This is a genomic window from Streptomyces sp. NPDC014733 (assembly GCF_043083385.1).
Lineage (GTDB): Bacteria > Actinomycetota > Actinomycetes > Streptomycetales > Streptomycetaceae > Streptomyces.
In genome coordinates, this window is the sequence record NZ_JBIBYO010000001.1 from 959,410 (window position 1) to 986,029 (window position 26,620).

A 26,620-nucleotide genomic window follows, 5' to 3' on the forward strand; every position below is an offset into this window, starting at 1 on the left:
TCAGTCCTCGTCGTCGGCGGTGTGCTCACGGGCCGTCGCCTCGGTCTTGGTCTTGGTGGTGCTGACCACGGTCAGGTCGACGTGGTCACTGTGCGGGTGGCCGTCGTCATCGCAGTCGTCCGCGGGCGCCGGCAGGGTGTGGAACGCCTCGGGGACGACCGCGTCGAGGGACGGCTTGTCGGTGATGGTGAAGTCGACCTTGAACTTCGCGGCCTCGTTGCCGGTGCTGTAGGTCGCGGCGCGGGTGGCGACCTGGACGGGGAAGACGTCGGCGGAGCGGGAGCCGGGCAGGTCGCCCTTGCGGAGCAGGACGACGTAGCCCTTCGCGCCCTTGGTGAGGTGCTGCTCGACGGTGTCGGAGTGCTGGTCCTCGTAGAAGGTCAGCGAGCTGTTCTCGGCCTTGTCGTTGCCGGGAATCGAGCTGTTGAACGTCGAGCCCATGTCGGGGGTCTCGATGGGGTCGTTCTCCAGCGCCCAGCCTTCGATGTCGGAGACGGCGCTGGTCAGGTCGAACCGGTTGGGTTCGGAGATTTCGGTGCGCGTCGGCCACTTCGGGTCGTTGATCTTCTTGAGCCAGTAGATCTTCGAGATGCCGCGGCGCAGGAATCGGTTCTGGGTGGAGGGCTGCTTCGGGGACACGGTCCGCTCCCACTTCCGGGGCAGCGGCCAGCCTGGGGCCCTGCCCCTTTGAGGTTCAAAAGGGGGGTCGCCGGGCCGGGGCCGGGCGTCCGCGCGGGCCTCCGCGGTGAGGATGTTCAGGCAGGGGTCACGGTGATCGTGAACCGTTGCACGTACGACACGATAGCCCCTGCCGCCGACACCGAGGTTTCCCCTCCGGCGTCGTACGTCACCTCCCGGTCGATGACCCGTCCTTCGGGTACAGGCAGGTCGTAGGTCCAGGTGTCGTCGGTGCGGCCGACGAGTGCGTCACGTACGCGGTCGGCCAGCCACTGCGCCTGGTCGACGCGGTCGGCGATGGAGGTGACCTGGTAGCTCCAGGAGGCGTCGGCGTGCCAGTCCCACAGCCCCGGCCCGCCGAACTCCGCCGGGAGGGCGTCGAGGATCGTGTACGGGGCGGGCGCGGGCGCCCACTGCCCGGACTCCTGCTGGATGCGGGGCAGTTCGCTCAGGCCGCACGGGTGGCCGGTGGCGTGCTCCAGCAGTGCGGCCAGGGCCCGGGTGACGGGCAGACGGGCCGGGGCGCTCACCGCAGGATCCCGTCGGCGAGGGCTTTGAGGAAGGCGGGTTCGGTCTGCCGGAAGGCGGGCTCGACGTGCGGGTACGGCGGCTGCCGGTAGTGACGGCCGAGGCTGTCGACGCCGACGAAGCCGTACTCCAGGCGGCGCGCCTGCGGGGCGTTGGAGAACACCTCGGCGGTGACCTGCCCGCCGCCGGTGCGCATCCGCACGTCCCACGAGGCCCGGTACTGCCCGGTGATGACGTTCGGGCCGGGACGGCCGCTGGCGTTGCGCTGGACGCGGACGCGCAGCAGCATCGCGTGATGCCGGGTAATGGCCCGGGTGCGGGCGCGGACGGCTGGGCCCATCCGGGCCAGGGTGGCGGCCAGGGCGATCGGGTCGCGGAACGGGACCGCGTCCGGGTGGGCGTTGGGGTGCGGGTTCTGGCTCTCCGGCGGCATCAGTCGATCACCTGGACCCGGACGATCCGCACCACCGTGAAGGTGCCCACCGTCTCGTCGGCGACCCGGAACCGGCGGCCGACCAGAGCCGCGTCACGGGGCCCACCGGGACGTACGGAGCCAGCGACGCGGACCACATCGTCGCGGCGCAGCGGCGGGGCCTCGATGGGAAGGACGGCCTGGTAGTCGGTGGTCGGCGGCTGAGCGACGGTGGCTCCGGCGAAGGGCGGGGTGAGGGCGGGGCGGCCGAGCGGCATCACCGCGCCGAGCCCGGCCCACACCAGCACCTCGTCCCCCGCGGGCGGCACCAGCCGGCCGGTGTTCTCGTCCAGCACGTCGTCCGCACGGCCCGCGCCGTCCCGCCACACCTCCAACTCGTCGTCCAGCACACGGCCGACGACCCGGCGGGCACCTTCGACGTCAAAGGCCACGGGCCCACTCCCCGAGCTGGGTGAGGATCGCCCGCGTCACCGCATGCGGCTCCGTACCGAGATCCGGCCGGGCGAGCGCGGCGCGTTCCAGAAGTTCGGGGTCAATGGCGTCGAGGAACACCGCCGCCTCCGGCCCCGGCCCGGCAGCCTCGGCCACCGCCACCCGAGCGACCCCCGACCACTGGGCATCCTGCTGCTCGGTGACGTGAAGGACGATCTGCGCGGGTGAGCCCGCGACCTGGGTGACGGTGTACGCCTCGACGGCGCCCGGAGCGATCTCGGCACCGTCGATCTCGATGTCAGCGTGCTCGCGACGAGCACCAATCCGAACATGGTGCAATGCGGTGGTGGTATCCATCTGGCCGACCCTAGGGACGGCGTCGGACACCACCCCCGTCAACGCGTCTCCGCTCGCGCGGAGCAAACCCTGAACGACCTGCACATCTCCGAGGGCATTGCTGCTTCTTTACCCAGCGGCAAGACGCCGAGAACCGGCCGCTGCCGGTCTGCGCGACTCAGCCTTCCGGATTCCCTACGCTCATGCCACTTCCGTACCCTCGCTGCGCAGCCGCTGGTTCCTGGGCAACTCGTTCTTCAGCGGCTGCTGTCAGGGCTTTCAGTCCCCAGGCATGGGGAAATCACGAAGAGAGAAGTCTGCTGGTGAATCCACTGTTGGTGAGGGAGGCGTATGCGGCGTGCACGCCCTCCGGGACATCTTGCTCGACAGCAAACCCGAGCGACGGGTATTCAATTACCCTCTGTAGGTCTCCCACCAGCATGTCAACTACAAGCTTTTCATCGCCGATGTTCTTAATGTATTCATCGAATTCCAGCGGCTCCGAAGCGCAGATCACCTGCACTTCAGGCCAAACCTTACGCGCGGTCGCATACGAGCGTCGCTCCATATAGGGCTTCGACACAAGCAGTACGGATTTCGGGAAAATTCCTGCGGCGGCCAACACTTCGCGGGAAAGCAAAATATTCTGGCCAGTGTTGCCAGCGTTAGGCTCCAAAAGGATCGCGCTGTCTGGAACGCCAAGTTCGAGAGCGTGTTCGCGGTAGTGGACGGCTTCCCCGCGCGGGAAACGGGCCGCTGTCGTAGGGCTATTGCCACCCGTGAACACCACGGTGGGAAACAAGCCAGCGTGGTACAGCTCGGCGGAGAAGGAAGCCACCCCAAGATCGTGGCTGCCGAGTCCGACGGCCACATCAGCCTGGCGCACTTCATGGTGCATCTGGTGGAAATCCCAGATCAACTTCGCGTCACGCCACTGTTCCTCGCTGATGACTTGCTGGTTGTCCGTCACTCGCCTGTCTCCCTGGTCACGGTCAGGGGGCCTGCTGCCCCTGGCTCGACTTCCGAATGTCCTCGATGCTGTGGAGTTGGTGGCTCAGCCGGAACTCGGCAGCCAACCTCTGGGCGCTATCGAGGACGTGGAATCCATCATCCAGGGTCGCAGGGTCGGATAGCAGGATGTGGCCATACGCAGTGTCCAGACGCACTCGCTGCATCGGGGAGTCGACTACCCCAGTGCTACGAGCGACATCAATCAACCGTAGGGCGGTGTCCAGATCGCCGGCGCCCCGGCGGGCGAGGGCAAGCTTCTGATGCGCCACCGACCAGTCTTCCGGCTCGGAAAGGTCTTCGAACTCGCGGATTGCACCCTGCATGACGCGGGCGGCGAAGTCGTGGTTGCCGTCCTTGCTCAAGGCAGTACCTACCCACAGGCGTGCCCTCGCTCGGTCCCGGCGTGCAAGGCGGTCGTCAACGGCTAGCTCCTCGTATCGATGCGCGGCTGCGTCCAGCTCACCGGCCATCTCAGCCACCACAGCCAGGGAGAGATCAAGCTGGGCGACGCGACGCGGAATCTCCAGTTGAGCGAAGACCGAGCGTGCCCCGGCATAGGACCGCCTAGCGGACAAGGGCCCAAAGATCTCGCCTTGATCACGCCGCAGGTCGCCTAGCAGCGTAGTAGATCGTGCAAGGAGATAGAGCCCCCGGTCATCCAGGTCAGCAGGTTGAAATCGAGCAGTCCAGCGGCGCAGAAGGTCATCTGCGAAGTGGAACTTTTGACGGGAGAGGGCGACGACGGCTCGATCGAGATCGTCGGTCCACTCCTCGTACTCCCACGCTCTCGGGCGCGGGATCATGACGCGCCGCATCGTCCCTGTCGCCCCATCTCTTGTCTCCGAGAGATGGGTCTCGAACCGCAGATGAGCCGCCGCGTCAGCCCGCGCGAGACACGTATCCAGGATTGCCTGACTGTCGGTGTTGGGCTTGGTGCCCGCTAGAAGTTTTTCCCACTTCGAGACCGTGTTGACTGCCACACCAAGTCGTTCGGCGAACCCTCTGACGCTCATACGGAGGGCGTGACGCAGGGCACGAGCCTCCAGGCCAGTCCATTCATGCACAGTCGCCACGCGTCGCTCCCTTCCGTGCGCCATGAAAGCACAGCAGGTGCAGCTTCAGGTACGGAAGTGGAACACAAGTGGGACAGCAGTTGGTTCCCTGATCTGCCTTTCCACGGGAGTCTCGAACTACCAGTCTTCCGATGCATTGGACGGACTCGCACCCATGGAGCCTCTCACCGAGCAGCGCGCAGTAACTGGTCCTGTCGTCTACGGCTTTCTGAGCCTGGTAGGAACCTCATCAGCCCGGCAACAGGCGCTTACCAGAGCTATAGCCGAATATTGCAGCACCCATGAGTTGACGCTCGGCGGCATGTTCGCTGAACGCTCTCCGTCGTCACCAGCCGCTTTCGCGGGACTTCTACAAGCTCTCAAGGTGCCCGACGCGTACGGGGTTGTTCTGCCCACGCTGTCTCATTTAGGCCCAAAGAAGACAGCCCGAGACCGCGAACGGCGCCTCGACATGGCGGGAGCCCGCGTGCTCTTGATGCGCGGCAATCGGCGGGGCCAACCAGTCCATCCCTTCTCGTTCAGGCCATCCACTCCCGTCGTTCCCTCCAAGGAGGCCGCGTCATGAACACCGTGCTCCCCTACGGTGCAGCGGCAAGGGCGTCTCGTCCTGATGACGCCAGCAGGACGGATCGCTTCCTGCGACTCATCGACAGGCTGCACGACGCGTATCTGGCCGAGTACGACGAAGACCTCAACCGGGTCCTCGGCGCGCCCGCTGGGCCGGAGGGCGTCGCCGGGAGCCGCCGGGCACCGGGCCTGATGCGCCGTCGCCTCGAGAGCCCCGCACGGGACCTGGTCAATCCCGCCGAGCTGCCGCACCTCGCGGAGCGGTTGGACCGGCTGCTGGGGCAGCTCGTGAACATGGCCCGCGCCGCGGCCGGCCGTTGCTCGTCTCCGGAGTTCGGCGCAGCACTCAACCATGCCGACCGGCTCCGCACGGGCCCGGCCGCAGCCGCGAGCGCCGATGCGGTCCAGGTGCGTCGGATGGCGATGGCCGCCCAGGACCTCCTCGACCAGCTGGAGCCGGACGTCGCCACCGAACCGCTGCCGACGTTCGAACCTCATCTCCGGGACCGGGAGCTGTGGTGCGCGTGACCCCGCCACCACCGTCCGCGTACTGGGCGCACCTGGACCGCACCAACGACATCGGTCTACCGGTCACCCTCAACGCCGACGGGCCGGTGCCACACAGCTTCGTCGCGGCGAGCCACGACCTGGCGATGGAGTGGCTGCGCGGCTCCGTCCGCGCCGCCCTCCTCGACCTGGACACCGTCGGTTTCGGGGTCGCGTGGGCGTGGCTGGGCGATCACCGCGCCGCCCGCCAGGCGACAGTCGGTCTCCGTCAGGGGCACCCCGTGCGCTTCACCGTGACAACACCATCGGGCTACTGGGCCTGGAGCGTCGCCCCCGTCAGTGCGCCCCTGCCTCTGGCCAACCCGTGCCCCACTCCGCCACCTCCCTCCCACAGCTGCGTCACGCCGCTGGCACCTGGCTCCTCTTTCTTTCCAACTGCCTTGATCTGAAGGGATTTTCTGATGCCGAAGGACCCCGCCGAAAGCGCGGACGTCGAGGTGCTCGCGCGCCGGATCGCCGTCCGCCACGTGTCCGAGGGACTGCGGGCTGCGGACCTACCCGGGGAGGTCTCCCTCAGCGTGGACGGCGGCGACGTCATCCTCAAGGGCCTCTCCGCGAGGCAGATGGATGTCCTGGCCGATCGCCTCTATCCCTCCCTCCTGCCGGTCGTGCAGGAGCTGCGCGAGGCGTTGAAGGTGCACAAGATCCGCGTCGCGCCTCGGATCGCGTTCGGGTTGATCCACCTCGGAGACCTTTGCATCCCGGACGTCGACACCCTCGCCCAGGCCCTGGGCGCATCGGTCCCGCCCACACCGGAGCGGGAGTACTACCCCGACTGGCATGTCGCTCAGGAGGCGTGCACCCGTCTCAAGGTAGCGAGCGAGTCCGCGATCGGATTTCCGCTTCTCGGCGACCTCGCTCCGTACTGCGACCGCTGCCGCCAGGTCGTCACCATGGAACTCCTCCCCCTCGGCGGCGACGAAGCACGCCGCCTGGCCGCGGCCCTGACCGGCGGCTCGAATCCCGCTCACGGAGACGCCTGATGACGGCGGGGTTGACGCCTGCGGAGGCGGATGTGGTGCTGGGGGTCGCCCTCGGGATGTCCGTGGAGGCGGTAGCGACGCAGACCACCCTGCGGGCGAAGACGGTCCGGGGCATGTTGGCGAGCGCCAAGGGCAAGCTGGGGCGCCGCGAGATGACGTGCGCGGGGGCCGTCGAGCGGGCCTATGCCACCGGTGCGCTGCCCGCGCCGCCGCCGGACCCGGTCCGTCATCAGATCTCGGTGCGTCTCTCCCCTGCGCAGGTCGCGCTCATACGGCTCCTCTCCCAGGGCGTGACCGCTCAGGACATCGCCGGGGCGGTCACCAAGCCGGAGTCCGAGGTCGAGCAGGACCTGCGCACGCTGTGCGAGATCACCGGCGCCGACTCCGCCGCGCACCTCATCACCCGCGCCGTCCAGCTCGGTGTCCCCTACCGCCACAAGCTCCCCCGCCGCCCTGTTCCCCTCTCCCGCCGCCACGTCGCGCTCTAGCCACCCGAACCGGAAGGACCCGGTATGTGTACCCACGTCCCCCCGTGCCCCGCGGCCGCTTCCCCCGACCGCGATGCCGCGCGCCCCCTCGTGTCCCACCCCGAGCAGGGATGGAGCCTGTTGTGCAACGGCGTCGTGCTCTTCGACGACACCGGCGACCTCGGCCCGGACGGCGAGGCCACCGGCCCGCGCCGCCCGGCCCCCCAGCTGGCGGTCGCCTGATGACCGTGACCACCGACCTGCTCCCCCTGGCTCCGACGGACGGGGCGCACGACGGACCGCAGCTGTGCGTGCGCCGCGGCGGCCCCGGAGACCACTTCCGGCTCGGCTTCGTCGACGAACGTCCCGGTCACCGGGACCTGCGCGATGTCCTGTGGGACCCCACCGCCCCGGCCGAGCAACGCGCGTTCATGCTCTACCTGACGTGCGTCATGTGCGGACAGCCCGTCCGGCAGATACACAGCACCCGCCCCAAGGTCCGGCCTGGCCTGCTGTTCCTCGTCCCCGGCGGTGCGGACACCTCGCAGTCGGTGCGGACGGTCCTGCCACCGGTGTGCCTGGCCCACGCCCGCATCGCCGCCCGCGAGTCCGCCGCCCTGCAGCACGGCCACACCGCCCTCCTCGTCGCCCGCCACCGCCTCCACGGCGTCATCGGCACCCGGTACCGCTGGGCCGGTCACCAAGTCCAGCAGCTCCCGCCGGCCCCCGAGACCGACGCGCTGCCCGTGCCCTACGGCAGCTACAACGCGCGCTGGACCCTCGCACGGCTCCTCGTCCGCGAACTGACCGAGCACACCGCCGTCGACCTGGACGACAGTGCCCATCTCGCGGAGGCCCCGTGAGTCAGTTCTGCTACGAGGAAGCGCCGCCCCGCGAGGCACTGGAAGACCAGCGCCGCACCAGCCAGCCCGACCTCGCCCCGCTGGCCGCGGCCATCTGGCGCCGCTGCTTTTGCATCCTGGTCGCCGACCACGAGGCCCTGCCCGACGTCGCCCACGCCCTGGCCCTGACCGAACTCCCCGACGGCCACGCCCTGTGGCGTGGCTGCGGTGGAACCACCACGACCGCGGGCGCCACTGCTGGTTCGAGACCCGGCCCAACTGCCCGCACGCGAGCGACACCGGCGAGGCGTGCGTGCTGTTCCTCCATCACTCCGGGCTCCACAGCTGGACCGCCACCCATTCGGAGGCACAGTGACAACCCACCACATCCCGCCCGCCCCCGCGCCGCAGCAGCGCACGATGTCGCCCGCACCCCGCCTCCTCGGCCACGACGTCCTGCTCCCACTCCGCAGACCAGCAGCCCTGTGCGCCCGGTGCGAAGAACTCCGTCACGCCCAGGTCGCCGCCCGCGCCCGCGGCGACGCCTCCGAGGCATCCGACCTCACCGTCCGCATGAACCGCTGCACCACCTGCTGCCCCCGCTAGCTCCCGCGCCTCAGGAGACCCCGTGCCCGCACCCGCCCCCGTCCCGTCCCTCGGCGGCGCCCCGCCCCCCGGCCGCATCGTGGCCACCGTCGCGCTCCGCACCCACCGCACCAAGTTCGGGACACAGAAGGACGCCGCCGCGGCAGCGCCATCCGCCCTCCACGCCGCGAGCCCAACCCCACTGCGCTCCCGCAACCGCCCCCACGGAACTACCTCTTCGGGCCGTCGGCCGAGCAACTCCTCAGTGTCCCGGCTGGAGCGGGCCCAGTACCCCCTGGACCCGCACGTCATCCGAAAACTGCTGACCACCTACGGCGTCGACCCGGACGAGGCCCGCGAGATCACCCACCTCGCCGGTGATGAGGACGGCGGCGAATGGACGGGCCGGATGATCTGCGACTGCGGGCCGAGGTGGTACCAGCGCCTGTCCTGGTGCGAGCAGGCGGCCACCACGATCCGTACGTACGCCGACCGGCTCCTGCCCGCCGTCGTCCGGACCCCCGCCTACGCACACGCGATCTCGATCGGGCCGAGGACCGTCATCCGGGCGCCGCGCGGCCTCCCTCTCCGCCGCGCGGCCTCCCTCACCGCGCTGCTCGACTACCAGACCCTCGCCCGCCCCGTCGGCACCGCCGCGATCACGGCCGCGCAGATGAACCACTTGCTGACCCTCATCGACCACGGTGCCCAGGTGCACGTCCTGCCGCACGGCGGCCCGCCCATCTGGGAGTGGGGCGGCAGCAGTGAACTTGCGATCTCCGCACAGAGGTTGTTCGTCCAGGAGTCCTACAGCGCCATCTATCACACCGGCGCCGAAGGCCGCCCGTTCATCGAGGTCTTGGACGAGGCCCAGGCCGCAGCCCTCCCCGCGGAAGAGAGCCGCCAGCTCATCGCCGCGGCGGCGTCCCGCTTCCGCGACGAAGCCGCCCGCGCCGGCACCGGGGAGGCGGGAGCGTGATCCCGCCGTCCGAACCCCGGTGTGCGTGCGGCGAACCGGCCGTCGAGGACTACTTCATCGACTCGGCCTCCGGCGCGGTGCGCGTCGTCTCCCACTGCCGCTTCTGCCACTACGTCCCCGACTACGTCCCCGACGACGCCCCGCCTCCGACCCTCTGGGACATCGCGGCCAGGGGGCTCCGGACGCTCCTCGGCACGCCGCCACCGAACGCACCCCGGTGACCACCTCTTCCCGGACTTATCGCAAGGAGAAATCGCATGACCGAACAACTGCTGCGGGTGGGTACCTACAACATCCGCGACGGCGGCGCACCGGACTCCCAGGACTTCGAGCGGCAGCTGGCCCTCGTCGCCGGCCTCGACATCCTGGGCATCCAGGAGGCCAAGGACTGGGACCGCGATCGCCAACGCCGCCTGCGGCACACCGCCAGTGCCCTGGGAATGGAGCCCCTGCTCACACCGAGCGCCTCCCACGGCTGCCATCTGCTGCTCCTCATCCGCACGCCTCGCGTGCAGATCATCGAGCACACCCCCAACATCGCCCCCGCGGACTTCCACCACGCCGCCAGCCGGACGCTGATCGAGGCCGACGGTCACCGCATCACCGTCCTGCACACCCACCTCAACCCCGCCAGCCCCGATATGCGGCTCGCGGAGACCGGCTGGCTGACGGAGTACGCGGAGCAGGGCCGCCGCAGCCTCTTGATCGGCGACCTCAACACCGTCGGCCCGGACGACCCCGAACCTCCGAGCTGGGACGCCATCCCCCCACACCTGCACTCCCGTCACCGCCAGGTCCTGCCCTCCGGCGGGCACGGCGGCCTCGACCGCCGGGCGATCCGCGCCCTGACCGCCGTCGGATACGCCGACCCGGCCGCCCACCTCGGCCAGCCGCCCACCCCGACCGCCGGGTACTGGCCGGGCGGCGAGGAATGGGAGCACCGCAGCGACTTCGTCCTTCCCTCCGAGGCTCTCGCCCCGGCCCTGACCGACTGGAGGGTCATCGACAACCCAGTCGCCCGCACGTCGAGCGATCACCTCCCCGGAATCGCCACCTTCGACCTGCGGACCCTCGTCCCGTGACAGCATCCGTGATCACCTACACGGCGATGTGGGGCCAAGAGGTCGACGTGACGCCGCCGGTCATCATGCGCCGGTGCCCGCGCGGCTACCCGCGGCTCGCCTTCCGGGGCGAGCTGGCGCACGACCGTGACCGGCACGAGATCCTGTGGCGCCGCCAGCAGACCGCCCCCGGGCGCGGTCCCCAGCTCACCGGCCGTGTCCACTCCTACCGGCAGCGGCGCGCGATGGACGATCTGCTGTGCCACGTCGACGCCGTCTCCGCTCTCGGCGGGCACCTCCTCCGCGGCGGGCCGGAGCGCACTGGCGACCGGCCTCTGTTCCTCCTCAGCTGCACCGAAGTGCGCGAAGGGCACATAACCGCCGTCCCGCCGGTGTGCTACCGGTGCGCCCCGCGCGTGGCCGGTGCCCGACACCGCCAGCGCCGCCCCTACACCGCCGTCCTCGTGGACGAGGTCCGCCCGTGGGGCGTCTCCGGTCTCCTCCACGACCCGGTCTCCGTCCCCCTCCGACCCACGACCGCCAGCCTCGTCCCCGTCGGTTACCGCAGTGCTCATGCCCGGTGGGTGGTCGCCCACCAGGCGCTTGTCTCCCTGCACGGCATCACGCCCGTACGCCCCCGCCTCCGCAACGCCGCTGCCTGACACGCCCGTCAGACGCGTACGCAACCCCGAGCCCCCTCCCCCTCAAGAAGAAAGAGCCATGACCGGAAAACATTTCTCCCTCCCCGCCCTGATCGCCATGCTTACCGCAGGAGGTGCTCTGCTGACGGGGTGCGGGATCACCCCCCAATACCCCATCGAGAAAGCGAGCCCTGCACATCACCAGCCGGCACCCACGCCATCACATTCCTCTGCCCGCCCTCCCCTGGAATCCATCCCGGGCCTCAAAGCAAAATTCGAATCGTGGTCCGCCGATGACGTCCAGGAGAAGTCAGTTCTCCTGGACGGGAAAATGGCCATTCTCACCGGATACTCAGCCGTCGCAAAAAGCGACCCAGACGCCCCGGAAATCGGGCACTACTACAGCGGCAAAGCTGCACAGGACGCGCGCACGGTGGTCCGCCAGGCGAAGGAGCGCCACCGCGCACCTGTGGGCACCATCCGGTATTCCGACCCGTACGTGGAATCCCTCGGCGAAAACTCCGCGTTCCTGAGCTACTGCATCGGTGATCGCGGACTTGCCGCGAAGGACCCTCGAACCGGCGAGCACTTCGACGGTGCGCCTGCGGGCCCTGAGCGCATGACGGTCGTCATGTACAGGGAATCCGGAGTATGGAAAACCGATTCAATGACACCTTCCGGAGAATGCTGACAGGCGGAGCACGAGCTTCCACCTAGCTCTCCTTTCACTATCACTCATACCAGTTAAAAGGAAACAAATCATGGTCCTGATGGGATACAACGGCGATCCCCTGCCGTTTCCGGGAAGAGACGAGCCCACCAAGTCGGACGGCACCGTCGACCTCGAACAGCTGGCGCTCCAGGGGATCGATAAGGCCACCGCCGCGCTCGCCGCCGAAAAGCTCAAGGACAGCGACCAGACCTAGACCACTGCGCACCGCAGTCAGCCCCACACCATCGCCGTAAGAGCCACGTTCCTTCGCCCCGATCCCGAGGAGGCCCATGCCCACCGCACGGTCACCGCCGTCCGCCGAAGAGGCTGTACCGCGCACCGTCCGCTGGCCGATCGAGGCCAGCCCGTGATCCGTGAACGACCCGCTCCGCACGGCGCGGAGCGGCATCCGGCACTGGGAGGAACCGTGCACGACCTGCTCGGCAGCAAGCCCTCAACGGACTGGACCGCCCTCCACAACTTCGCCGCCCTACGCGGTCAACTCCGCATCTCCCTCACGCCCCGCTGCAACATAGCCTGCTGGTTCTGCCACAACGAAGGCGACGTCCCGCCGCCTCTCACCCGCCGCGACCGCACCCAGCAGCCGCGCGAGCGCGCCCTGACCGCCGACAACTACCTCACGCTCATCTCCTCCCTGATGAGCGCCGGCCTCAAGCGCGTCTACTTCACCGGCGGCGAACCGCTCACCTCACCGCTCGCCCGCCCCGTCCTCGAACGTCTCCCCACACCCACGCCGGACGCCTCCTTCACACTGATCACCAACGGCACCCGTGTCCGCACGCATCAGTCCTGGCTGGCCAAGACCCACCTCGACAAGATCAAGGTGTCCCTGCACTACTTCTCCGACGCGTCCCTCAAGGCCATCGCCGGAACCCGCATCAGCATCGACGCCATCCTCGACGGCATCGAGGCCGCCCGCGAGAGCATCCCGCGCGTCGAGATCAACACTCTCCTGCTGAAGGAGAACGCGCACGAGGTCCCCGCCATCCTCGACTTCGCCCTCCAACGCCGACTGCCCGTGCAGTTCATCGAATTGGTCGGCACCGACTTCAACGCCGCCCGCGCCGCCAGCGCCATGCCCGCCGACGCCATCGTCAACCACCTGCGCACCCTCACACACGACGAGCACGTCGAGGTCGCCGGGACCGGCCAAGGCCGCCGCATCTTCCGCGTCGACGGGGTGGAGATCGACGTCATCCACCGCCACCTCGGCCGCCACCACGTCGGCCAGTGCGGCACCTGCCCCCTGCGCACCACCTGCGTCGAAGGGTTCTGGGCCCTGCGCGCCGACCACAACGGCGGCATCCAGCCCTGCCTGCTCCGCGACGACCTGCGCCTCGACATCCGCGACCAGCTCTCCGACCCCGACCGCCTGGCCCAGTCCGTCGCCGGACACCTGGCCGCCTTCACCGAGGGAGTCCTGTGACCACCCCACCCCCCTACACGCCGCCACCCGCGGCCCGCCGCGGCCCGTTCATCGTCCTCGAAGGCGTCTCCGGAATCGGCAAGTCCACCCTCACCCGCATCCTCGCCGCCCGCATCGGCGCCGCCGCACTGCACACCCTTCCGGCGCCGCACTCCGCCTGGTCCGAGACAGCCAACACCGCCATGAAGCCGCTTCCGCAGTTCGCGTTCTACCTCTCCGGACTCCTGCACGCCTCCGACCTCGTCCGACAACAGCTGGCCCGCGGCCCGGTGATCGCCGACCGGTACGCCTCCTCTGTGATCGCCTGCCACGCCGCCGTCCACCACCTCCACACCGACGACGTCACCCGCCTCCTGACGCCGTTCACGCCCTACCTCACCGCCCCCGACCACACCTTCTACCTGCGGTGCTCACCCAACGCCCTGCGCGAACGGATGACGACCAAACAGGACCTCAAGGCCGACGACACCGCCCTGTTCGGCGTCCCCGGGCGTCTGGAGCGCCTGGTCGCCAACTTCGACGCCGCGGCCGACGCCGACACCACCGCCATCCGCCTCGACACCGACGGCATCTCTCCACGCCAACTCGCGGATACCGTCCTCAACCACCTGGAGCAGGCCCGTGCTTAACCCGATCGACGTCAACGCCGTCCTCACCGGCGGATGCGCCATCGGCCGCTACCCCGGCCAGATCCACGAAGGGGTCGCGTGGTGGATCGGCTCCTGCCTCGTCGTCACCACCCACACCCACCGGATCGCCGTCTCCCACGACGGCCACCCGATCTCCGTCCGCTTCCACGAGCGGCTGTGCCGCGGCGCCATCAACGCACGCCACTACGCCGCCACCGTCACCGACCTCGGCCACGCCACCGAAGACAGCCTGCTGGCCGCCGCCCGCAATCTCGGCGGCGTTCCCAGCGTCTTCGTCTCCACCCTCGGCGACGCCGACACAGGCGCCACGGTGACCCTCACGCTCCACGACCACGCCGGCCGCCGCCTCACCGAGGACAGCGGGCTCGCCGTCATCCGCCGCATGATCGCCGAAGACCACGTCCCGATCCCTGTCAACGATGCCGCCCGCGGCCGCATCGAAGCCCACCGCACCGGCCCGAGGGCGGAGGTTCAGAGGTGATCGACGCGCGCGAGATCATCACCACGGGCACGAACATCCTCTTCGTCACCCTCGACTCCCTGCGCTACGACGTCGCCCAACAAGCCCTCGAACTCGGCGAAACCCCGCACCTCGCCCGCCTGCTCCCCGACACCGGCTGGGAACGCCGCACCACACCGGGCACCTTCACCCTCCCCGCCCACACCGCGTTCTTCCACGGCTTCCTCCCCAAACTCCCCACCCCGCACCAGCCCCCGCGCCTGTGGGAGTGCCGGCCCCCGGCCTTCAAGACCGTGAGCCCGCCGACCTTCGTCTTCGACGCCCCCAGCTTGCCCGCCGGACTCGCGCAGCACGGCTACCGGAGCGTGTGCGTGGGGGGCGTCACCTACTTCTCCCGCGAAACGCCGCTCGGCAACGTCCTGCCCGACATGTTCGACGAGGACCACTGGCAGCCCGCCTTCGGCTCCACCGAACCCGACTCCACCCGCCACCAGACCGACCACGCCCTGCACCTGGCCGAACTCCACGGCGAACGGCCGCTGTTCCTGTTCCTCAACGTCTCCGCCACCCACGTCCCCCACGGCCACTACCTCGGCCACAGCACCGACACCGCGCACTCCCAACGTGCCGCCCTCGCGTACGCCGACGCCCACCTCGGCCGCCTCATCGCCACCCTCACCACCGGCCGACGGTGGTTGATCATCCTGTGCGCCGACCACGGCGACGCCTACGGGGACGACGGCTTCCACGGCCGCGGCATCACCCACCCCGCCGTCACCACCGTCCCCTACACCGCCCTGGTGCGCGGGTAGCCGCTACGCTCCGCGCATGACCGACACCGAACACACCGCCCCGTCCCGGGACGCCTCCGTCGTGGTGGCCCGGGACGACCAGGGTCTCGTCGCCCTCCTCACCGCCGACTTCCCCCGCCACGGCGGCCACCACCTCTTCCTCCCCGGCGGCCGCATGGAGACCGGCGAAACACCAGAGGAATGCGCGCAGCGTGAGCTTCACGAAGAAGCCGGGGTCACCGCACAGCAGTGGCGCCCCCTCGGCTCCTATGCCATGACCTTGGCCTCGACCGCCCGCATCCACCTCTACGAAGCCCGGCACCTCACCCTCGGGCCCCAGCAACTCACCGCGAGTGAAGCGGACTTCAAACTCATGTGGTGGCCCATGGACGACGCCCTTGACGCTGCTCGTCACGGCCGCTTCCTCCTCCCCGCCGGCCCCCTCGCTCTCTTCCTCTCCGAGGCCGACAATCGCCCGCGACACCACCGGTAGCCAGCACGGCAGCTCACCACGCCGGAGAGTTCGATTGCCACCCATTCGCCGTACTGCCGATGCAACTCGGAGCAAGGGCGCCCTTCACCCGCACAGGGGATCATGCGCCGTCTACGTACCGCAGATCCTCCCGCCCCACGCGCACCTCGGCCTCAACATCACCGCCGCCGACAACGGCCGCGCCGCAGGGAAGGAGCTGTAGAGCGCACCGAGTGGCCACCACCGTGCGGCGCGCCTGGCATCTCCGAGCCTTGAGCACCGCTCCCCCACTACCGGTACCGGCGCCCCGGCGCCAGCCACGTCACCGCCAGCAGCCCGCCGCCCTCACCGTCGCTCTCCTCCGCGCCGGGCTCATCCGGAACGGGAGCTTGACGGACCTGCTCGATCTGCCGCTCGATGCCCCTCAGATTTTCCTGAAGGTCCATGGTCACGACGCCGTCGACGGTGACCTTCAGCGGGTCCGCCAACAGCTTCGCCCGGCGCTCCCCAAGCACTTCTAGCGCGACCGCACGCGCCGACCTCAGCCTGAAGTACCGGCGCTCCAGGTCCGCGGGATCGACGTCCGGGCCGAGCTGGGCGAGCAGCCACGACCGCTGGAACTCATCCACCCGTCTCACCTCTCCTTCTACGGCTGTCTCCCGCCGCCGAGCAGACGCCGACGGCGGGAGAGAGCTCACGACTCGGCGGCAGCCGGGCGGCGGCGGGCTCCGGTCCCCTTCCTGCCCCCGCCCGCACCGGGCTGCGGCGGGCCTGCCGGGTCGGGTTCCCCGACCGCGATCGGCACCGCCCCGGCGTCCTCGGGTGGCTCTTCCCAGGCGTGGGGGTTGGTGATCAAGGCGGCCAACTCGGGTGCCGGGCGTGCGCCCGGCACCAGCACCACCACCTCACGGGTGGCGGGGTCCTGGACGTACACGGCGGCCTTCAGCCGCCCCGAGCCCGCCATCACAGGACCTTCGCCACGAGATGGGCATCCGGGGTGTGCATGACCGGCATACCGACGGCGGCGCCCTTGGTCCAGATCTGCACGGGGTCGTCCTGCACACCGCGGGTGATGATCAGCCCCGGCGCGTCCTCCCGCACGATCTCCGGGTTGCTGCCCCGCGAGAGGACCAGGGCCTCCGCCGTGACACCGATCATCGTCTGCGCCCACTTCTCCCGCTCCGGCGGCACCAGCACCCACAGATCCTCAGGCAGCACCTTGCGGGGCGTCCCGTCGACCCGCACCTGGGCCTTGTAGAACTGGATCGGCGGCAGCGAGTAGTTGCCGCGCACCACGTTGATCTGCTGCGGGGTGAGCGTCGCCGTCGGCGTGGTCGACGGCGACACCGACCCGTAGTACGCGGCCCGGTAGGCGTTGTTCGCCGCGAGGAAGCTGAACGCCTTCCTCGACGTGATCACCAACTCCGGCTCCGGCGCGCCGATGTCGTCCAGGTGCGCGATCCACCGCAGCTCATCCGCGATCGGATCCGACGCCGGATCGGACCACGGCCGCGCCGCGACCGGCCGGTTCTCCACCGGCACACCCCAGTCGACCTCCAGCGTCAGCCCGTTCTCCTGCACGAGGGAGAACTTCCCATCAGCCAGCACATCGCCGGCGGCCAGCTCCAGACGGGAACGGATCGCCTCCACATGCCGCTCCACGTCGTCGTACAGCAGCTCGATGAGCCGGTCCTGATCCGCGCCGCGGGACGTCTCCAGCAGGATCTGCTCCTGCTCACCGACCACCAGCTTCTGGCCGAGCGCGGGCAGCGCCCCTTCACGGGAGGTCTGCCACGCCTCACGGGTCGCGAACGGCACCGAGGCGTCGAACGCCCGGTACTTCGCGGCATTCACGTACCGACCCTGGTCCTTCACACGCCACTTGACCTCCGGCAGCACCTTCGTCGGGAAGATCGACTGCGTCAGCAGGAAGTCCGCCGGGGACGGCACCGCGCGGGCGAACGCCGTCAGATCGGCGGCGGCCACATCCTTCAACAGGTCCTGAATCGTCACAGCTCACGCCCCTTTCACGCGAAGCGGATCTGCGCCGCGCGCGGATGCCAGGCCAACTGCGACACGTCCAGGCCACCGGGGACCTTCGACGACCGCACCGCGCCGTGCCACAGCAGCGCCGCCGGGACGCGGGTCTGCCCCGGCGCGAACGGCACCTCCGCGTAGACGAAGCCACGCAGCACCTGACGGCCGCACGACGCCTCCGGGTCGTAGGGCCCGTAGAGGCCGGACTCAGCGACCTTTCCGACCGGAACGCCGGACAGCACCCGCCCATACGGGTCGCAACCGTCACTGCACACGTAGTGCGTCCCCTCGCGGAACAGTGGCAGGTCAAGGGTGATCGTGTCGGTCGAGTCCGTACCGTGCAGCGACAGCAGCCACTCACGGTTCGCGGTCGTGTGCTCGGACGTCGAAACAGGCTGGATGGTCATCTTCTTCTCCATGGACGTGCGGTCTCTTCCCGCGCACCGCCCGCAGCGGCGCCGTCCACGAAGTCGAAGGGGCGTGGTCCCCGTACAGCACGCTTCAGCGGCCCTCGTCCGACGGCGTCAGACCCCGACGGCGGGCCATCTCCAGCCCCGCCGCCCCCGGCCGCGCCACCACCGCCGTACGCGACGGCCCCCGCCCCGCCGGAGCACCTGCCGGAGCCGCCGCGCCCAGAACACGGCCCCGGCCGAACAGCTCGGGCCGACGCCCCTTCAACGCCTCGCTCGCCGCCTGAACCTGCGGCTCGTCGGCTTCGTCGTCAACGTCCAGCAGACGCTCCGCGTCCGCCAGATCATCCCCCTCAGCACCGAGCCCCACCAGCACAGCCCGCCGCAGCGCCGACCGCTCCCGCTCCGCGGCCGCCGCCTCCCGCCGTGCCGCCTGCATCTCACGCTCTTTCGCCGCCTGCTCGCGGCGCTCTACCTCGGACAGTGCGGCCTGCTCCGCCTCCCGCTGCGCGGCGACGAACTCCGTCAGATCCTTCGGCGAATCGAAGCCCAAACTCGCCAACAGGCGTCTGATGGCCGCACGTTCGCCCTGAGCCTTCTCACGGGTCAACAGCTTGCCCAGGCGATCCTGGGACACCGTGACCTGCTGCTCTACGCCGCCGTTCTCCGGGGCAGGGGCGAGGCCGTCACGCGGCTCGTCGGGCACATCCTGCGACGTGCGGTCCTCGGGCGGCAGGGGCCGGACCATACAACTCCTCCAGTGCGCCCCCGCACCGCTGGCCAGTGTAGCCACGCCACCGCCCACCCAGCCCGACACACGCAAGCGGCGTACCGGCCAGCCACAGCCCGGTACGCCGCTGCGTGCTGTGCGGCACGCCCAGTCAGTCGGCGGTGATGACCTCGACCGGAGTGTCGGGACAGCCGTCGGCGATCCGCATCAGAGTCTGCTGCTCGGCGCCGTCGATGGACAGGCCCCACCGGAGCTTGATCGCCGTCCAGTCCGCGACGTACCGGCACCTCACATCCTCGGCGGGCAGCCACGTCGTCGGATCCTGGTCGGCCTTCTGCCGGTTGGAGCGCGCGCTGACCGCCACCAGCGCCCGCGCATCGCCCAGGTCGTTGGCGTACCGTTCCCGCTTCTTCGGCGTCCACGCCGATGCTCCCGAATCCCACGCCTCGGCCAGCGGAACGAGATGGTCGATGTCCAGGCCCCGCGGGCCCTCAATGTCGGCGTGGTCGTACCAGGAGTTCCAGCGTCCCTCGGTCAGCTTGCACCGGCCGGTGACCGTCGGGGCCTCGACGGCCTCTTCGAGCAGCACCTCTGCGCGGGTGTTGCAGCCGTCCCGGTCGGCGTCGATCCAGTGGCGGAAGAGGTGCCGGTCGTAGCCGGTGCGGTCCTCATCAGCCACCGGCAGCGAAGCGACAGCGGCACGCAACGGCAGATGAATGCCCTCGGCGTGGGCCGGAGGAGCGGCACAGAGCAACGAGACGCTGGCAATGAGCGTCGAAAGAAGGCGAGTTGGTGTCTTCACAGCATCGCCTTGCCCACGATCAGCACCTCGATGCGTCTACCGCACGCACTCCCCACCAGGGAGTGAATAGCCATACAACCAGGAGATCCGACAACAGGGCCCCGTCTTGCCGGCCCCCTGTCCGACCGCGCCCCCAGCATGGCCGGACGCCGAAAGGAGCAGCACATGACGATCGCCCCCTACACCACCGTCGGCCTCATCCCCGAGATCACCGAGATCCAAAGCCGCGACGACATCGCCACCAACCTCGACCACCTCTACGGCCTCACCCGCACCGCCGTCGCGATGGGCGGCCTCGACCACCCCGTCCGCCTCGTCGCCCTCCCCGAAGGCGCCCTCCAGGGCTTCGGCGACGAGATCCACGACCTCGACCACGCCGCCTACGCCCGCACCTGCGCCATCCAGATCCCCGGCGCCGAAACCCAAGAACTCGCACGCTGGGCCGCCGAGTTCGACGTGTACATCATGGCCCAGGCCAAGGCCCTCCACCCCGCCTTCCCCGACCGGTACTTCAACGTCGGCTTCGCCATCAACCCGAACGGCGAGATCATCCTGCGCCACTACAAGCTCAACCCGCTCCCGGGAATGGAGACCAGCCTCAGCCCCCACGACGTCCTCACCCAGTGGACCCGCCTCAACGGCAACGGACCCGACGCGTACTGGCCCGTCGCTCACACCGCCATCGGCCGCCTCGGCGTGATGATGGCCAACGAAGCGTCCTTCCCCGAAAACGCCCGCGGCCTGGCCCTGAGCGGCTGCGAGATCGCCTACCGCACCAGCTACCCGCTGCCCGGCGTCGCCTCCGACGCCTTCGACGTCCAAAACCGGGCCCGCGCCCTCGACAACACCATGTACGTCCTCGCCCCCAACCCCGCCTCCTACACCGGCACCGACGGGCCCCGCACCGACTTCTTCGGCGGCCACTCCACCATCACCGACTACACCGGCCACACCGCCGGACACGTCGACCACGGCGGCGTCGCCACCTTCGTCACCGCCACCATCGACCTCACCGCCCTCCGCGCCCACCGCTCCACCGCCACCTGGACGAACTGGACCAAGGACCTACGCGTCGAGCTGTACCGCCCCCTGTACGACCAGCCCATCTACCCAGCGAATCTCTACTCCGACCGCCCGCCGTACCACCACGACGACTACCGCGAACACGTCACCCGCCCCCAGATCAAGCTGATGCACACACGCGGCATCTGGCGCTGACCCTTCACCAGCCAGCCGACGGGCCGGCAGCGCCCGGTGGATCAGGCGACGCTCGGCTCCCGGCGGCTCCCGCTGACGAACGCCGCCAACGCCTCGCGCAGCCGCCCCGCCGGGCGGCGGCGTCCGTAACCGAGCAGCAGATCCCAGGACGAGGCCCGGTTCAGCTCCTGCCGCAGTGCCACCAGCTGCTCCTCGGAGAGCGCCCCGCTCTCCTCCAGGCAGAACTCCAACAAGCTCCGGTCCTCCGCCTGATCCAACTCGTCCCGGCCGCCCCAGGACTCCACCATCGCGTGCGCGACAATCGCACTGTTGTGCGGATCGTAGGTGCACCGCTCCGGATCGCCTTCACACCGGCCCTCCGTCCCCGGGCACCACTGCCTCTCCAATGCCCGCAGTGCCGATCGCACCGCCGCCGCCCGCAACGCCCACCGCTCCATACCCGCACACTGCGCGTATACGTCATCCGCCAGCACAACGACGTCGGACGCACCCCGGATCGTCACCGCGCTGTGCGCCCGCCTCACCAACGTGAACGCCGCATCCAGCTCCGTCTTCCGCTCCACCACGCCGAGGTCCGGAAGGCCCTCCAGCACACGATCGAAGCCGCGCACGGCATCAGCGAACGCCTCATACGCCTCCTGCTCGCGGGCCCGCTGCTCCACAGCCTCCTGCACCAGCACCAAGTCACGGGCCCGGCGCCCACTACACCGATCGATGCACCACGACACCACCGGGCCACACAGGGCGGCCACGGCGCCAACCACAGCAACAACACCTTCCGCATTCACACCCCCAGCCTGGCGGAAGCCGCCCTGCTAGGAACCTCGCCCCCGCAAAGTTCACCCCCAGGGGACATCGACCCTCACAAGCAGCACCGGCTCAGGCCCACTCGTCCGGGCCACCGCCGCGCCACTCGACGACTCCCTGCTCCGTCGCCAGCACCGCGTCCGGATCCTCTGCGCCCGCGCGCCGCAGAAACTCCTCCACATCCAGCAGGCTGTACGCCAGACCCAGAATTTCCCCGTCGACCGTCACCCGACGGCCGCCTGTCCGCGACACCGGATATACGACAACGGTTCTCTTCATAGGGCCATGGTCAGCCGGCGCGCCCCCCACCGCACCCCGAAAACCGCACGGGCGCCGCTCTCCGTCCGCCCCCTGCCGGCTCAGCTACCCGCGCAACACCTCCACACCAGCCCACGACACCCACCCACACCGCCTACGGACGGCGAGGAAGTCACTCACCGGCCACGAGGTGCGACGAAGCCGAACGCGCCGCCCCCACCTTCGCCCGCACCGGGGGCCCCGGGCTCCTCCTGCTCGACTCCCGCCTCACCCCCGGCACCCGCCTCCTCCGGCTGCATCCCCTCCAGGGCGGATTGCTCGGCGGCCGCCCGGATACGGTCCACCTCCTGCGCCGCGTCCTTGATGGGGTAGCCCGCCTCGGTGAGCATCGCCACCGCCGTCTCCAACGACAGCACCCCCGCCCCGAAGCCGGTGACGACCTCCTCCAGGACCGCGGCACGATCGGTCGGAGTGTGCGGCGCCCACGACAGCCTCGCCGGGAACGATTCCCCCGCCGCCCACCCCTCGCCCTGGCCCGCCTGGTAGAGACGCTGCACCATCTTCAGCAGCACCCGGTACTTATGCTCCCGCGCCAACCGCATCATCGCCACCAGCGCGTCCAACGGCCCAAGCGCCAGCTTCAACGCGTACCCCGACGGCACCTTCGAGGCATCCAGCGTGCCCAGACCGGCGGCCGTGACACCGCTGTTCGCCGCGATCCGGTCCAGCAGGTGCTCCACACGCGCCCGCAGCTCCGCCAACTGCCCCGACGTATCCAGCGCATCCATCCGGCCGCTCTCACCGAGCTGCCACACCGCCCCGGCCTCCACCTTCAGCTTCTCCGGACGGCCCGTCACCCGGTCCACCGGCAGCCGCGCGCCCGCCAGCCCGATGATCGGCGTACCCGTCGTCGCCGACGCCGCCGACCCGTCGGAGTCCGTGGCCGCCAGCTCATCCAGGCCCTGAAGAACCCGGGCCAGCGCCGGACGCCCCCAGTGCTCCCCGGCCGGCGGGATGGTGTTCGCCAGATGCACCACCGGCACGAAGTCGATCATCAAGTCGAGCCGGTTCAGCTCCGTGCCGTCCGGCCGCACCCGGAACGACGCCTTGTTCATCGGGAGGTGGTCCAGCGTCTGCCCGCGGGAGATGTCCTCCAGCAGCCACTCCGCATCCGTCAGATAACACGTCACGTTCGACGGCCGCCCCGGATCCCACGGATACACCCGCCCCCCGCCCCCGTCGATCGGCCCGAGTTCGTAGGTCACCCGCCGCACCCTTGCCTTCACCCCCGCCGCGGGATCCTCCGGCAGCTCCCACGCCAGATGCACCCGGGAGGGGAAATCATCGTCTTCCTCGTCGTCCCACTGCGGGAAGAAGAACCCCGGATCCTCCACCCGCAGCGTCGGCCGCTGCCGCTTCGGGTCCCAGGCCACCACCATCACGCCATCCCCGAGCAGCACCGCCGAACGTTCCGCCTGCTGCATCCGGAACGACAGCAGCTCCTTGCCCGCCCACATCCTCAGCCGGTCCTGGGCGGCTGCTGCCTCCATCGCACCGGCAGGAGGCGCCTCCTCCTCCGCGTGCTCGGCGCCCTCCACCACGATCTTCTGCTCCGCACCGAGCAGATACGCCAACGCGGTATCCACCAGGTTCGCGGCGTCACCCAACTCCCGCCGCTCCACCGCCGCCTCATCGCCACCGGCGGCAGCGATCTGACCGGCCTGGTTGTTGTCGTACGCCGCCAACACCTTGTACGCCGCCAGACGCCGTACCTCGTGAGGCGGCAGCCATGACGCGGCGAGTTCCGGAAAGGCCCGGCTTCCCGGGCGGCCGGCTTCAGCGAGGACCGGCTTGTAGTTCAGCCATGACCAGGCATCGATCACGAGTTGGCGCAGGCCCACATCCACTCCAGGAAGGTCGCCCCCGCGCCACCGCCAGCCTATCGGCCGCTCTCACACGCCCCGCCAGTCTCCCGGCGCAACTCACCACGCGCTCAGCGGTTGCCCATCCACACAGCCCTGTCCCTGAACCCGCCTCGCTCACGCGCTTTGGCCTCGCGGATCTTCTCCAGCTGAGCCGCGCCGACCCCAAGGTCCTCAGCGAGCGCGAGCACGACCTCCATCACGTCCGCAAGCTCCTCGGGCGCCGCGTCATCGTCCGCAGCGAAGAACTCGACGACTTCCTCGCCGAGCTTGCGCCGCAGCCTCCAGCGATACTCCTCAGGGCCTGCGGCATAGATGTGAGGGTCCGCTCCGTCCTCCCGGAGCAGCCGAGGAATCTCATCCCGCACCAGCTTGCCGTCCGTAGGGCAGCCCACAGTTGTCCCTTCGCCTCGGAGCGGTCCGATCGCCGCTCACCTGCGGGCGCACAATAGGGAAACGCCCGCAGGCCGCGCCACCCCAACTCCCCTATAACGAAATAGAGTCCGCGTCCGCCCGACGAGGAAGCTCATGCCGGAGGCTGCCCGGCGGCCATCACAGCCTCACCGCCGACCACTCAACCGCCGATCATCCCCGCCCCGTGGCGACGGCATCGCCGGGTCCAAGAACAAGTCCCACAACGCCCACACAGCCGAGTCCAACAGGTCCGGAGAGTCCTCCGTCTCCCCCTGACCGACGAACGTCGTCATCTGCTCCTCCAGCTCCGCAAACAGCCGGGCCGGACCGACATGCGACACCCTCGCCTGCTCGTACAGCTGTGCCGCAGGAGCCGCCCGCGCCCGCTTCCCCCGCGTCGCGTGAACGATTCGCCAGTTCACCGTCGGATCCACCTGCTCCAGGAGCGCGGGCAGGTAGTCGCCGCCGTTGTTCGCCTCGATGACCACACAGTCCGCACGGTGCTCGTGGTACAGCTCGGCGGCCCGCCTCATGGCCTGCGTCGGCGTGTGCCGGTCCTGCTCGCAGTGCAGCAGATACCCGCGGGGTCGGTCGTCCCCGAACATCGTCTCCACCGGGAACCCGCGCCCGGCCACCGTGAACGCCGTCATGTCCGCGTTCTCGTGGGACTTCGTGGCCGGGTCCACGGCAACTACCACCCGCTGAAGGTCCGGCAGATGCTCGGGCCTGGACCGGAAGCCCTCGACCTCCAGCATCCAGCCCTTCCACAGCGCGCCCTCCACATCCTCGAGTAGCTCCCCGGACAGCTCCTGCCGCCCCAGCCGGGTGCCGGCGTACTCCTCCTCCAGTTCCTCGCGGGCCGCCATGCTCAGGTTCGCGTCGTTCTCCCGCATGTGCCCGCGGGTCAAGACCACCCGCGGAGGAGCCCCGCCCTCCCGGTGCGCCTTCTCCTGCGCCCGGCCGCGCTCGACCAGCCGCTTGACGTGAGGAAGCGGCTTCGGCGTCGTGGAGATCACGGCCTGCGGGGTGTCTGCCTCACGCAGGCAGAACCACAGCATGTCGTACACCGCCTGTGCCGTCATCCGGTTCCAGGCGGCGTACTCGTCCAGCCACGCCTTGTCGAAGGCCCAGCCACGCAAGTTGTCGGGCGTCTCCGCGCCGAACCCCCGGATGACGGTGCCGTTCTTCAGCCGGAGCGTCGTCTCACCGAGTGAGGAGTTGTACTTCGCGATCTCCTCCGGCGGGAACACCGACAGCAGCCCGGACTTCGGGGACTCGAAGCAGATGTCCCTCACCAAGGTGGCGTTCCTCGCCACCACCGCGATCTGAATCCCCGGCGTCCGCGCCCACTCCCGCACTGCCTCCGCCGCCGTCCGGCTCTTGCCCCAGCCACGGCCGGTGAGCAGCATCCACACCGTCCACAGCCACAACGGCCGCCGCTGCGCCGCACGGGCATGGTGATGCAACCACCCTTCATGGGGCAAACCATCACAATCCGGAACCTCGCACGCCCACCGTCGCGCCGACAGCTCATCAGCCCGAACAAGGGCCACGACCTCGGCCCTCAACTGCTCGGCGCTCATCACCGACGGATCCGCGAAGCCTTCGATCTCCCGGCGCTTGGCCCGGCCCCGGCTCACCGCCCGTCCTCCGACAGTCGCCGCTCCAACTCCCGGCGCAACTGGTCCATCCGGGCCCGCCGCTCCTCGTCCGACAACGAGGCCACGTCCGCGCCCTGGTCCTGCTCCTCGACCGCGCCGACCGCCGGTGCCTCACCCACCGCCCGCCGCTCGATCTCCGCCGCGACCTGGACGTACCGCAACAGCTCGCCCGGCGACAGCTCCCGCGGGTCGAGCGTCTGGAGCCGCGCGATGGCCTTGCTCTGCACGGCCTGCGCCAACTTCGCGTGCCTGCGGGCGATATCCCGCCGCGCCTGCGCCTGCTCCGCGACGAACAGCCGGTCCTGCTCCCGGTCGTACGCCGCCGCACGCATCACCCACGCGTACTGCCGCGACCACCGGCCCACCAGCGCACGGGATTTATCCAACTCCCGTGCCACCTTCGTGACACTGCGCGCCGGACCGAGATCGCGGTACACGGCGAACGCCTCGAACGCCTGGACCGACTCGCTCTGCCGCTCCCAGGGATCGACGACTCCCCGGTCAACCACCGGTTAGCCTTCCTTCTCCCCAGCGCCAACAGCCATTCCGCCTGCTCAAGACTAGACAGCCACCACGCGGGCAACGACTGCTGCGGCAATCGCCATGCAGCACAATGGCCATAGCACCCCCGCGCGCAAAGGGATAC

39 protein-coding genes are annotated in these 26,620 nt (G+C 69.7%); 20 read left to right on the plus strand and 19 right to left on the minus strand.

Annotated elements, in window-relative coordinates:
• The 7 genes from ACF1BH_RS04270 to ACF1BH_RS04300 form a co-directional block, all read right to left on the minus strand.
• Entirely contained in the window at positions 1-639 is a 639-nt protein-coding gene (locus ACF1BH_RS04270; protein ID WP_391640842.1) for a hypothetical protein, read from the minus strand.
• 116 nt (positions 640-755) lie between these two features.
• The gene (locus tag ACF1BH_RS04275) at positions 756-1,208 is read right to left on the minus strand and encodes a hypothetical protein (RefSeq protein ID WP_391640843.1); all 453 of its coding nucleotides are present in this window, start codon (positions 1,206-1,208) and stop codon (positions 756-758) included.
• Positions 1,205-1,639, minus strand: a complete 435-nt coding sequence (locus tag ACF1BH_RS04280; RefSeq protein WP_391640844.1) for an HK97 gp10 family phage protein — start codon at positions 1,637-1,639, stop codon at positions 1,205-1,207. The genes ACF1BH_RS04275 and ACF1BH_RS04280 overlap by 4 nt, the downstream gene beginning before the upstream one ends.
• Positions 1,639-2,070: a DUF6093 family protein gene (locus ACF1BH_RS04285; RefSeq protein ID WP_391640845.1), complete on the minus strand. Its 432-nt coding sequence runs from the start codon at positions 2,068-2,070 to the stop codon at positions 1,639-1,641. The genes ACF1BH_RS04280 and ACF1BH_RS04285 overlap by 1 nt, the downstream gene beginning before the upstream one ends.
• A complete protein-coding gene (locus ACF1BH_RS04290) occupies positions 2,060-2,428 on the minus strand; it encodes a hypothetical protein (protein WP_391640846.1) in 369 nt (122 codons plus the stop codon). Before ACF1BH_RS04290 ends, ACF1BH_RS04285 begins: the two co-directional genes overlap by 11 nt.
• Before the next feature lie 280 nt (positions 2,429-2,708).
• Entirely contained in the window at positions 2,709-3,377 is a 669-nt protein-coding gene (locus ACF1BH_RS04295; RefSeq protein WP_391640847.1) for a YdcF family protein, read from the minus strand.
• Positions 3,378-3,399: 22 nt separating this feature from the next.
• The gene (locus ACF1BH_RS04300; RefSeq protein WP_391640848.1) at positions 3,400-4,491 is read right to left on the minus strand and encodes a helix-turn-helix domain-containing protein; all 1,092 of its coding nucleotides are present in this window, start codon (positions 4,489-4,491) and stop codon (positions 3,400-3,402) included.
• 561 nt (positions 4,492-5,052) lie between these two features.
• Here ACF1BH_RS04300 and ACF1BH_RS04305 point away from each other — a divergent pair.
• The 19 genes from ACF1BH_RS04305 to ACF1BH_RS04395 all read left to right on the plus strand — a co-directional run bounded on the left by ACF1BH_RS04305 (position 5,053) and on the right by ACF1BH_RS04395 (position 15,736).
• On the plus strand, positions 5,053-5,586 hold the full coding sequence (locus ACF1BH_RS04305) for a DUF6415 family natural product biosynthesis protein (RefSeq protein WP_391640849.1): 534 nt from the start codon (positions 5,053-5,055) through the stop codon (positions 5,584-5,586).
• On the plus strand, positions 5,583-6,014 hold the full coding sequence (locus ACF1BH_RS04310; RefSeq protein WP_391640850.1) for a hypothetical protein: 432 nt from the start codon (positions 5,583-5,585) through the stop codon (positions 6,012-6,014). The genes ACF1BH_RS04305 and ACF1BH_RS04310 overlap by 4 nt, the downstream gene beginning before the upstream one ends.
• Before the next feature lie 12 nt (positions 6,015-6,026).
• Complete coding sequence (locus tag ACF1BH_RS04315; protein WP_391640851.1) at positions 6,027-6,608, plus strand: hypothetical protein; 582 nt, start codon at positions 6,027-6,029, stop codon at positions 6,606-6,608.
• Entirely contained in the window at positions 6,608-7,096 is a 489-nt protein-coding gene (locus ACF1BH_RS04320) for a hypothetical protein (RefSeq protein ID WP_391640852.1), read from the plus strand. The genes ACF1BH_RS04315 and ACF1BH_RS04320 overlap by 1 nt, the downstream gene beginning before the upstream one ends.
• A gap of 24 nt (positions 7,097-7,120) precedes the next feature.
• Positions 7,121-7,318 carry a DUF5999 family protein gene (locus tag ACF1BH_RS04325; RefSeq protein ID WP_391640853.1) on the plus strand — a complete coding sequence of 66 codons (198 nt, stop codon included), beginning with the start codon at positions 7,121-7,123 and terminating at the stop codon, positions 7,316-7,318.
• The gene (locus ACF1BH_RS04330; RefSeq protein ID WP_391640854.1) at positions 7,318-7,938 is read left to right on the plus strand and encodes a hypothetical protein; all 621 of its coding nucleotides are present in this window, start codon (positions 7,318-7,320) and stop codon (positions 7,936-7,938) included. The genes ACF1BH_RS04325 and ACF1BH_RS04330 overlap by 1 nt, the downstream gene beginning before the upstream one ends.
• Positions 7,939-8,131: 193 nt before the next feature.
• Positions 8,132-8,293, plus strand: coding sequence for a hypothetical protein (locus ACF1BH_RS04335; RefSeq protein ID WP_391640855.1), 162 nt, complete (start codon positions 8,132-8,134; stop codon positions 8,291-8,293).
• Entirely contained in the window at positions 8,290-8,523 is a 234-nt protein-coding gene (locus ACF1BH_RS04340; RefSeq protein WP_391640856.1) for a hypothetical protein, read from the plus strand. The genes ACF1BH_RS04335 and ACF1BH_RS04340 overlap by 4 nt, the downstream gene beginning before the upstream one ends.
• A gap of 22 nt (positions 8,524-8,545) precedes the next feature.
• Positions 8,546-9,481, plus strand: a complete 936-nt coding sequence (locus tag ACF1BH_RS04345) for a Scr1 family TA system antitoxin-like transcriptional regulator (RefSeq protein WP_391640857.1) — start codon at positions 8,546-8,548, stop codon at positions 9,479-9,481.
• A complete protein-coding gene (locus ACF1BH_RS04350) occupies positions 9,478-9,702 on the plus strand; it encodes a hypothetical protein (RefSeq protein WP_391640858.1) in 225 nt (74 codons plus the stop codon). The genes ACF1BH_RS04345 and ACF1BH_RS04350 overlap by 4 nt, the downstream gene beginning before the upstream one ends.
• Before the next feature lie 36 nt (positions 9,703-9,738).
• A complete protein-coding gene (locus ACF1BH_RS04355; RefSeq protein WP_391640859.1) occupies positions 9,739-10,563 on the plus strand; it encodes an endonuclease/exonuclease/phosphatase family protein in 825 nt (274 codons plus the stop codon).
• Positions 10,560-11,204, plus strand: coding sequence for a hypothetical protein (locus ACF1BH_RS04360; protein WP_391640860.1), 645 nt, complete (start codon positions 10,560-10,562; stop codon positions 11,202-11,204). The genes ACF1BH_RS04355 and ACF1BH_RS04360 overlap by 4 nt, the downstream gene beginning before the upstream one ends.
• 58 nt (positions 11,205-11,262) lie before the next feature.
• Entirely contained in the window at positions 11,263-11,874 is a 612-nt protein-coding gene (locus tag ACF1BH_RS04365; RefSeq protein WP_391640861.1) for a hypothetical protein, read from the plus strand.
• 70 nt (positions 11,875-11,944) lie between these two features.
• Positions 11,945-12,109 (plus strand): hypothetical protein, encoded by a 165-nt coding sequence (locus ACF1BH_RS04370; protein WP_391640862.1) that lies wholly within the window; start codon positions 11,945-11,947, stop codon positions 12,107-12,109.
• 213 nt (positions 12,110-12,322) lie between these two features.
• A complete protein-coding gene (locus ACF1BH_RS04375; RefSeq protein ID WP_391640863.1) occupies positions 12,323-13,342 on the plus strand; it encodes a radical SAM protein in 1,020 nt (339 codons plus the stop codon).
• Positions 13,339-13,971 (plus strand): thymidylate kinase, encoded by a 633-nt coding sequence (locus tag ACF1BH_RS04380; protein ID WP_391640864.1) that lies wholly within the window; start codon positions 13,339-13,341, stop codon positions 13,969-13,971. The genes ACF1BH_RS04375 and ACF1BH_RS04380 overlap by 4 nt, the downstream gene beginning before the upstream one ends.
• Positions 13,964-14,473: a hypothetical protein gene (locus ACF1BH_RS04385; RefSeq protein ID WP_391640865.1), complete on the plus strand. Its 510-nt coding sequence runs from the start codon at positions 13,964-13,966 to the stop codon at positions 14,471-14,473. The genes ACF1BH_RS04380 and ACF1BH_RS04385 overlap by 8 nt, the downstream gene beginning before the upstream one ends.
• Positions 14,470-15,264: an STM4013/SEN3800 family hydrolase gene (locus tag ACF1BH_RS04390; protein ID WP_391640866.1), complete on the plus strand. Its 795-nt coding sequence runs from the start codon at positions 14,470-14,472 to the stop codon at positions 15,262-15,264. The genes ACF1BH_RS04385 and ACF1BH_RS04390 overlap by 4 nt, the downstream gene beginning before the upstream one ends.
• A 16-nt stretch (positions 15,265-15,280) precedes the next feature.
• A complete protein-coding gene (locus ACF1BH_RS04395) occupies positions 15,281-15,736 on the plus strand; it encodes an NUDIX hydrolase (protein ID WP_391640867.1) in 456 nt (151 codons plus the stop codon).
• Between the two features lie 269 nt (positions 15,737-16,005).
• Here the strand turns inward: ACF1BH_RS04395 and ACF1BH_RS04400 are convergent, their stop codons facing one another.
• From ACF1BH_RS04400 to ACF1BH_RS04425, 6 genes are all read right to left on the minus strand, one after another.
• Entirely contained in the window at positions 16,006-16,344 is a 339-nt protein-coding gene (locus ACF1BH_RS04400; RefSeq protein ID WP_391640868.1) for a hypothetical protein, read from the minus strand.
• Positions 16,345-16,409: 65 nt separating this feature from the next.
• Positions 16,410-16,679, minus strand: a complete 270-nt coding sequence (locus ACF1BH_RS04405) for a hypothetical protein (protein ID WP_391640869.1) — start codon at positions 16,677-16,679, stop codon at positions 16,410-16,412.
• Positions 16,679-17,728 (minus strand): major capsid protein, encoded by a 1,050-nt coding sequence (locus ACF1BH_RS04410; protein WP_391640870.1) that lies wholly within the window; start codon positions 17,726-17,728, stop codon positions 16,679-16,681. The genes ACF1BH_RS04405 and ACF1BH_RS04410 overlap by 1 nt, the downstream gene beginning before the upstream one ends.
• Before the next feature lie 14 nt (positions 17,729-17,742).
• Positions 17,743-18,171, minus strand: coding sequence for a head decoration protein (locus tag ACF1BH_RS04415; protein WP_391640871.1), 429 nt, complete (start codon positions 18,169-18,171; stop codon positions 17,743-17,745).
• Positions 18,172-18,253: 82 nt separating this feature from the next.
• Positions 18,254-18,910 carry a hypothetical protein gene (locus tag ACF1BH_RS04420; protein ID WP_391640872.1) on the minus strand — a complete coding sequence of 219 codons (657 nt, stop codon included), beginning with the start codon at positions 18,908-18,910 and terminating at the stop codon, positions 18,254-18,256.
• A gap of 133 nt (positions 18,911-19,043) precedes the next feature.
• Positions 19,044-19,571, minus strand: a complete 528-nt coding sequence (locus ACF1BH_RS04425) for an HNH endonuclease family protein (RefSeq protein ID WP_391640873.1) — start codon at positions 19,569-19,571, stop codon at positions 19,044-19,046.
• Between the two features lie 288 nt (positions 19,572-19,859).
• Here ACF1BH_RS04425 and ACF1BH_RS04430 point away from each other — a divergent pair, with 288 nt between their 5' ends.
• Positions 19,860-20,912 (plus strand): nitrilase-related carbon-nitrogen hydrolase, encoded by a 1,053-nt coding sequence (locus ACF1BH_RS04430; RefSeq protein ID WP_391640874.1) that lies wholly within the window; start codon positions 19,860-19,862, stop codon positions 20,910-20,912.
• Positions 20,913-20,953: 41 nt separating this feature from the next.
• On the opposite strand, the gene ACF1BH_RS04435 is transcribed toward ACF1BH_RS04430, so the two are convergent.
• The 6 genes from ACF1BH_RS04435 to ACF1BH_RS04460 all read right to left on the minus strand — a co-directional run bounded on the left by ACF1BH_RS04435 (position 20,954) and on the right by ACF1BH_RS04460 (position 26,483).
• Entirely contained in the window at positions 20,954-21,586 is a 633-nt protein-coding gene (locus ACF1BH_RS04435; RefSeq protein ID WP_391640875.1) for a hypothetical protein, read from the minus strand.
• A 205-nt stretch (positions 21,587-21,791) separates the two neighbouring features.
• Complete coding sequence (locus ACF1BH_RS04440; protein ID WP_391640876.1) at positions 21,792-21,947, minus strand: hypothetical protein; 156 nt, start codon at positions 21,945-21,947, stop codon at positions 21,792-21,794.
• Positions 21,948-22,153: 206 nt separating this feature from the next.
• The gene (locus ACF1BH_RS04445) at positions 22,154-23,884 is read right to left on the minus strand and encodes a hypothetical protein (protein ID WP_391640877.1); all 1,731 of its coding nucleotides are present in this window, start codon (positions 23,882-23,884) and stop codon (positions 22,154-22,156) included.
• A gap of 86 nt (positions 23,885-23,970) precedes the next feature.
• A complete protein-coding gene (locus ACF1BH_RS04450; protein ID WP_391640878.1) occupies positions 23,971-24,267 on the minus strand; it encodes a hypothetical protein in 297 nt (98 codons plus the stop codon).
• A 192-nt stretch (positions 24,268-24,459) separates the two neighbouring features.
• A complete protein-coding gene (locus ACF1BH_RS04455) occupies positions 24,460-25,779 on the minus strand; it encodes a terminase large subunit domain-containing protein (RefSeq protein WP_391640879.1) in 1,320 nt (439 codons plus the stop codon).
• Positions 25,780-25,949: 170 nt separating this feature from the next.
• Positions 25,950-26,483 (minus strand): hypothetical protein, encoded by a 534-nt coding sequence (locus tag ACF1BH_RS04460; RefSeq protein WP_391640880.1) that lies wholly within the window; start codon positions 26,481-26,483, stop codon positions 25,950-25,952.
• Between the last annotated feature and the right edge of the window lie 137 nt (positions 26,484-26,620).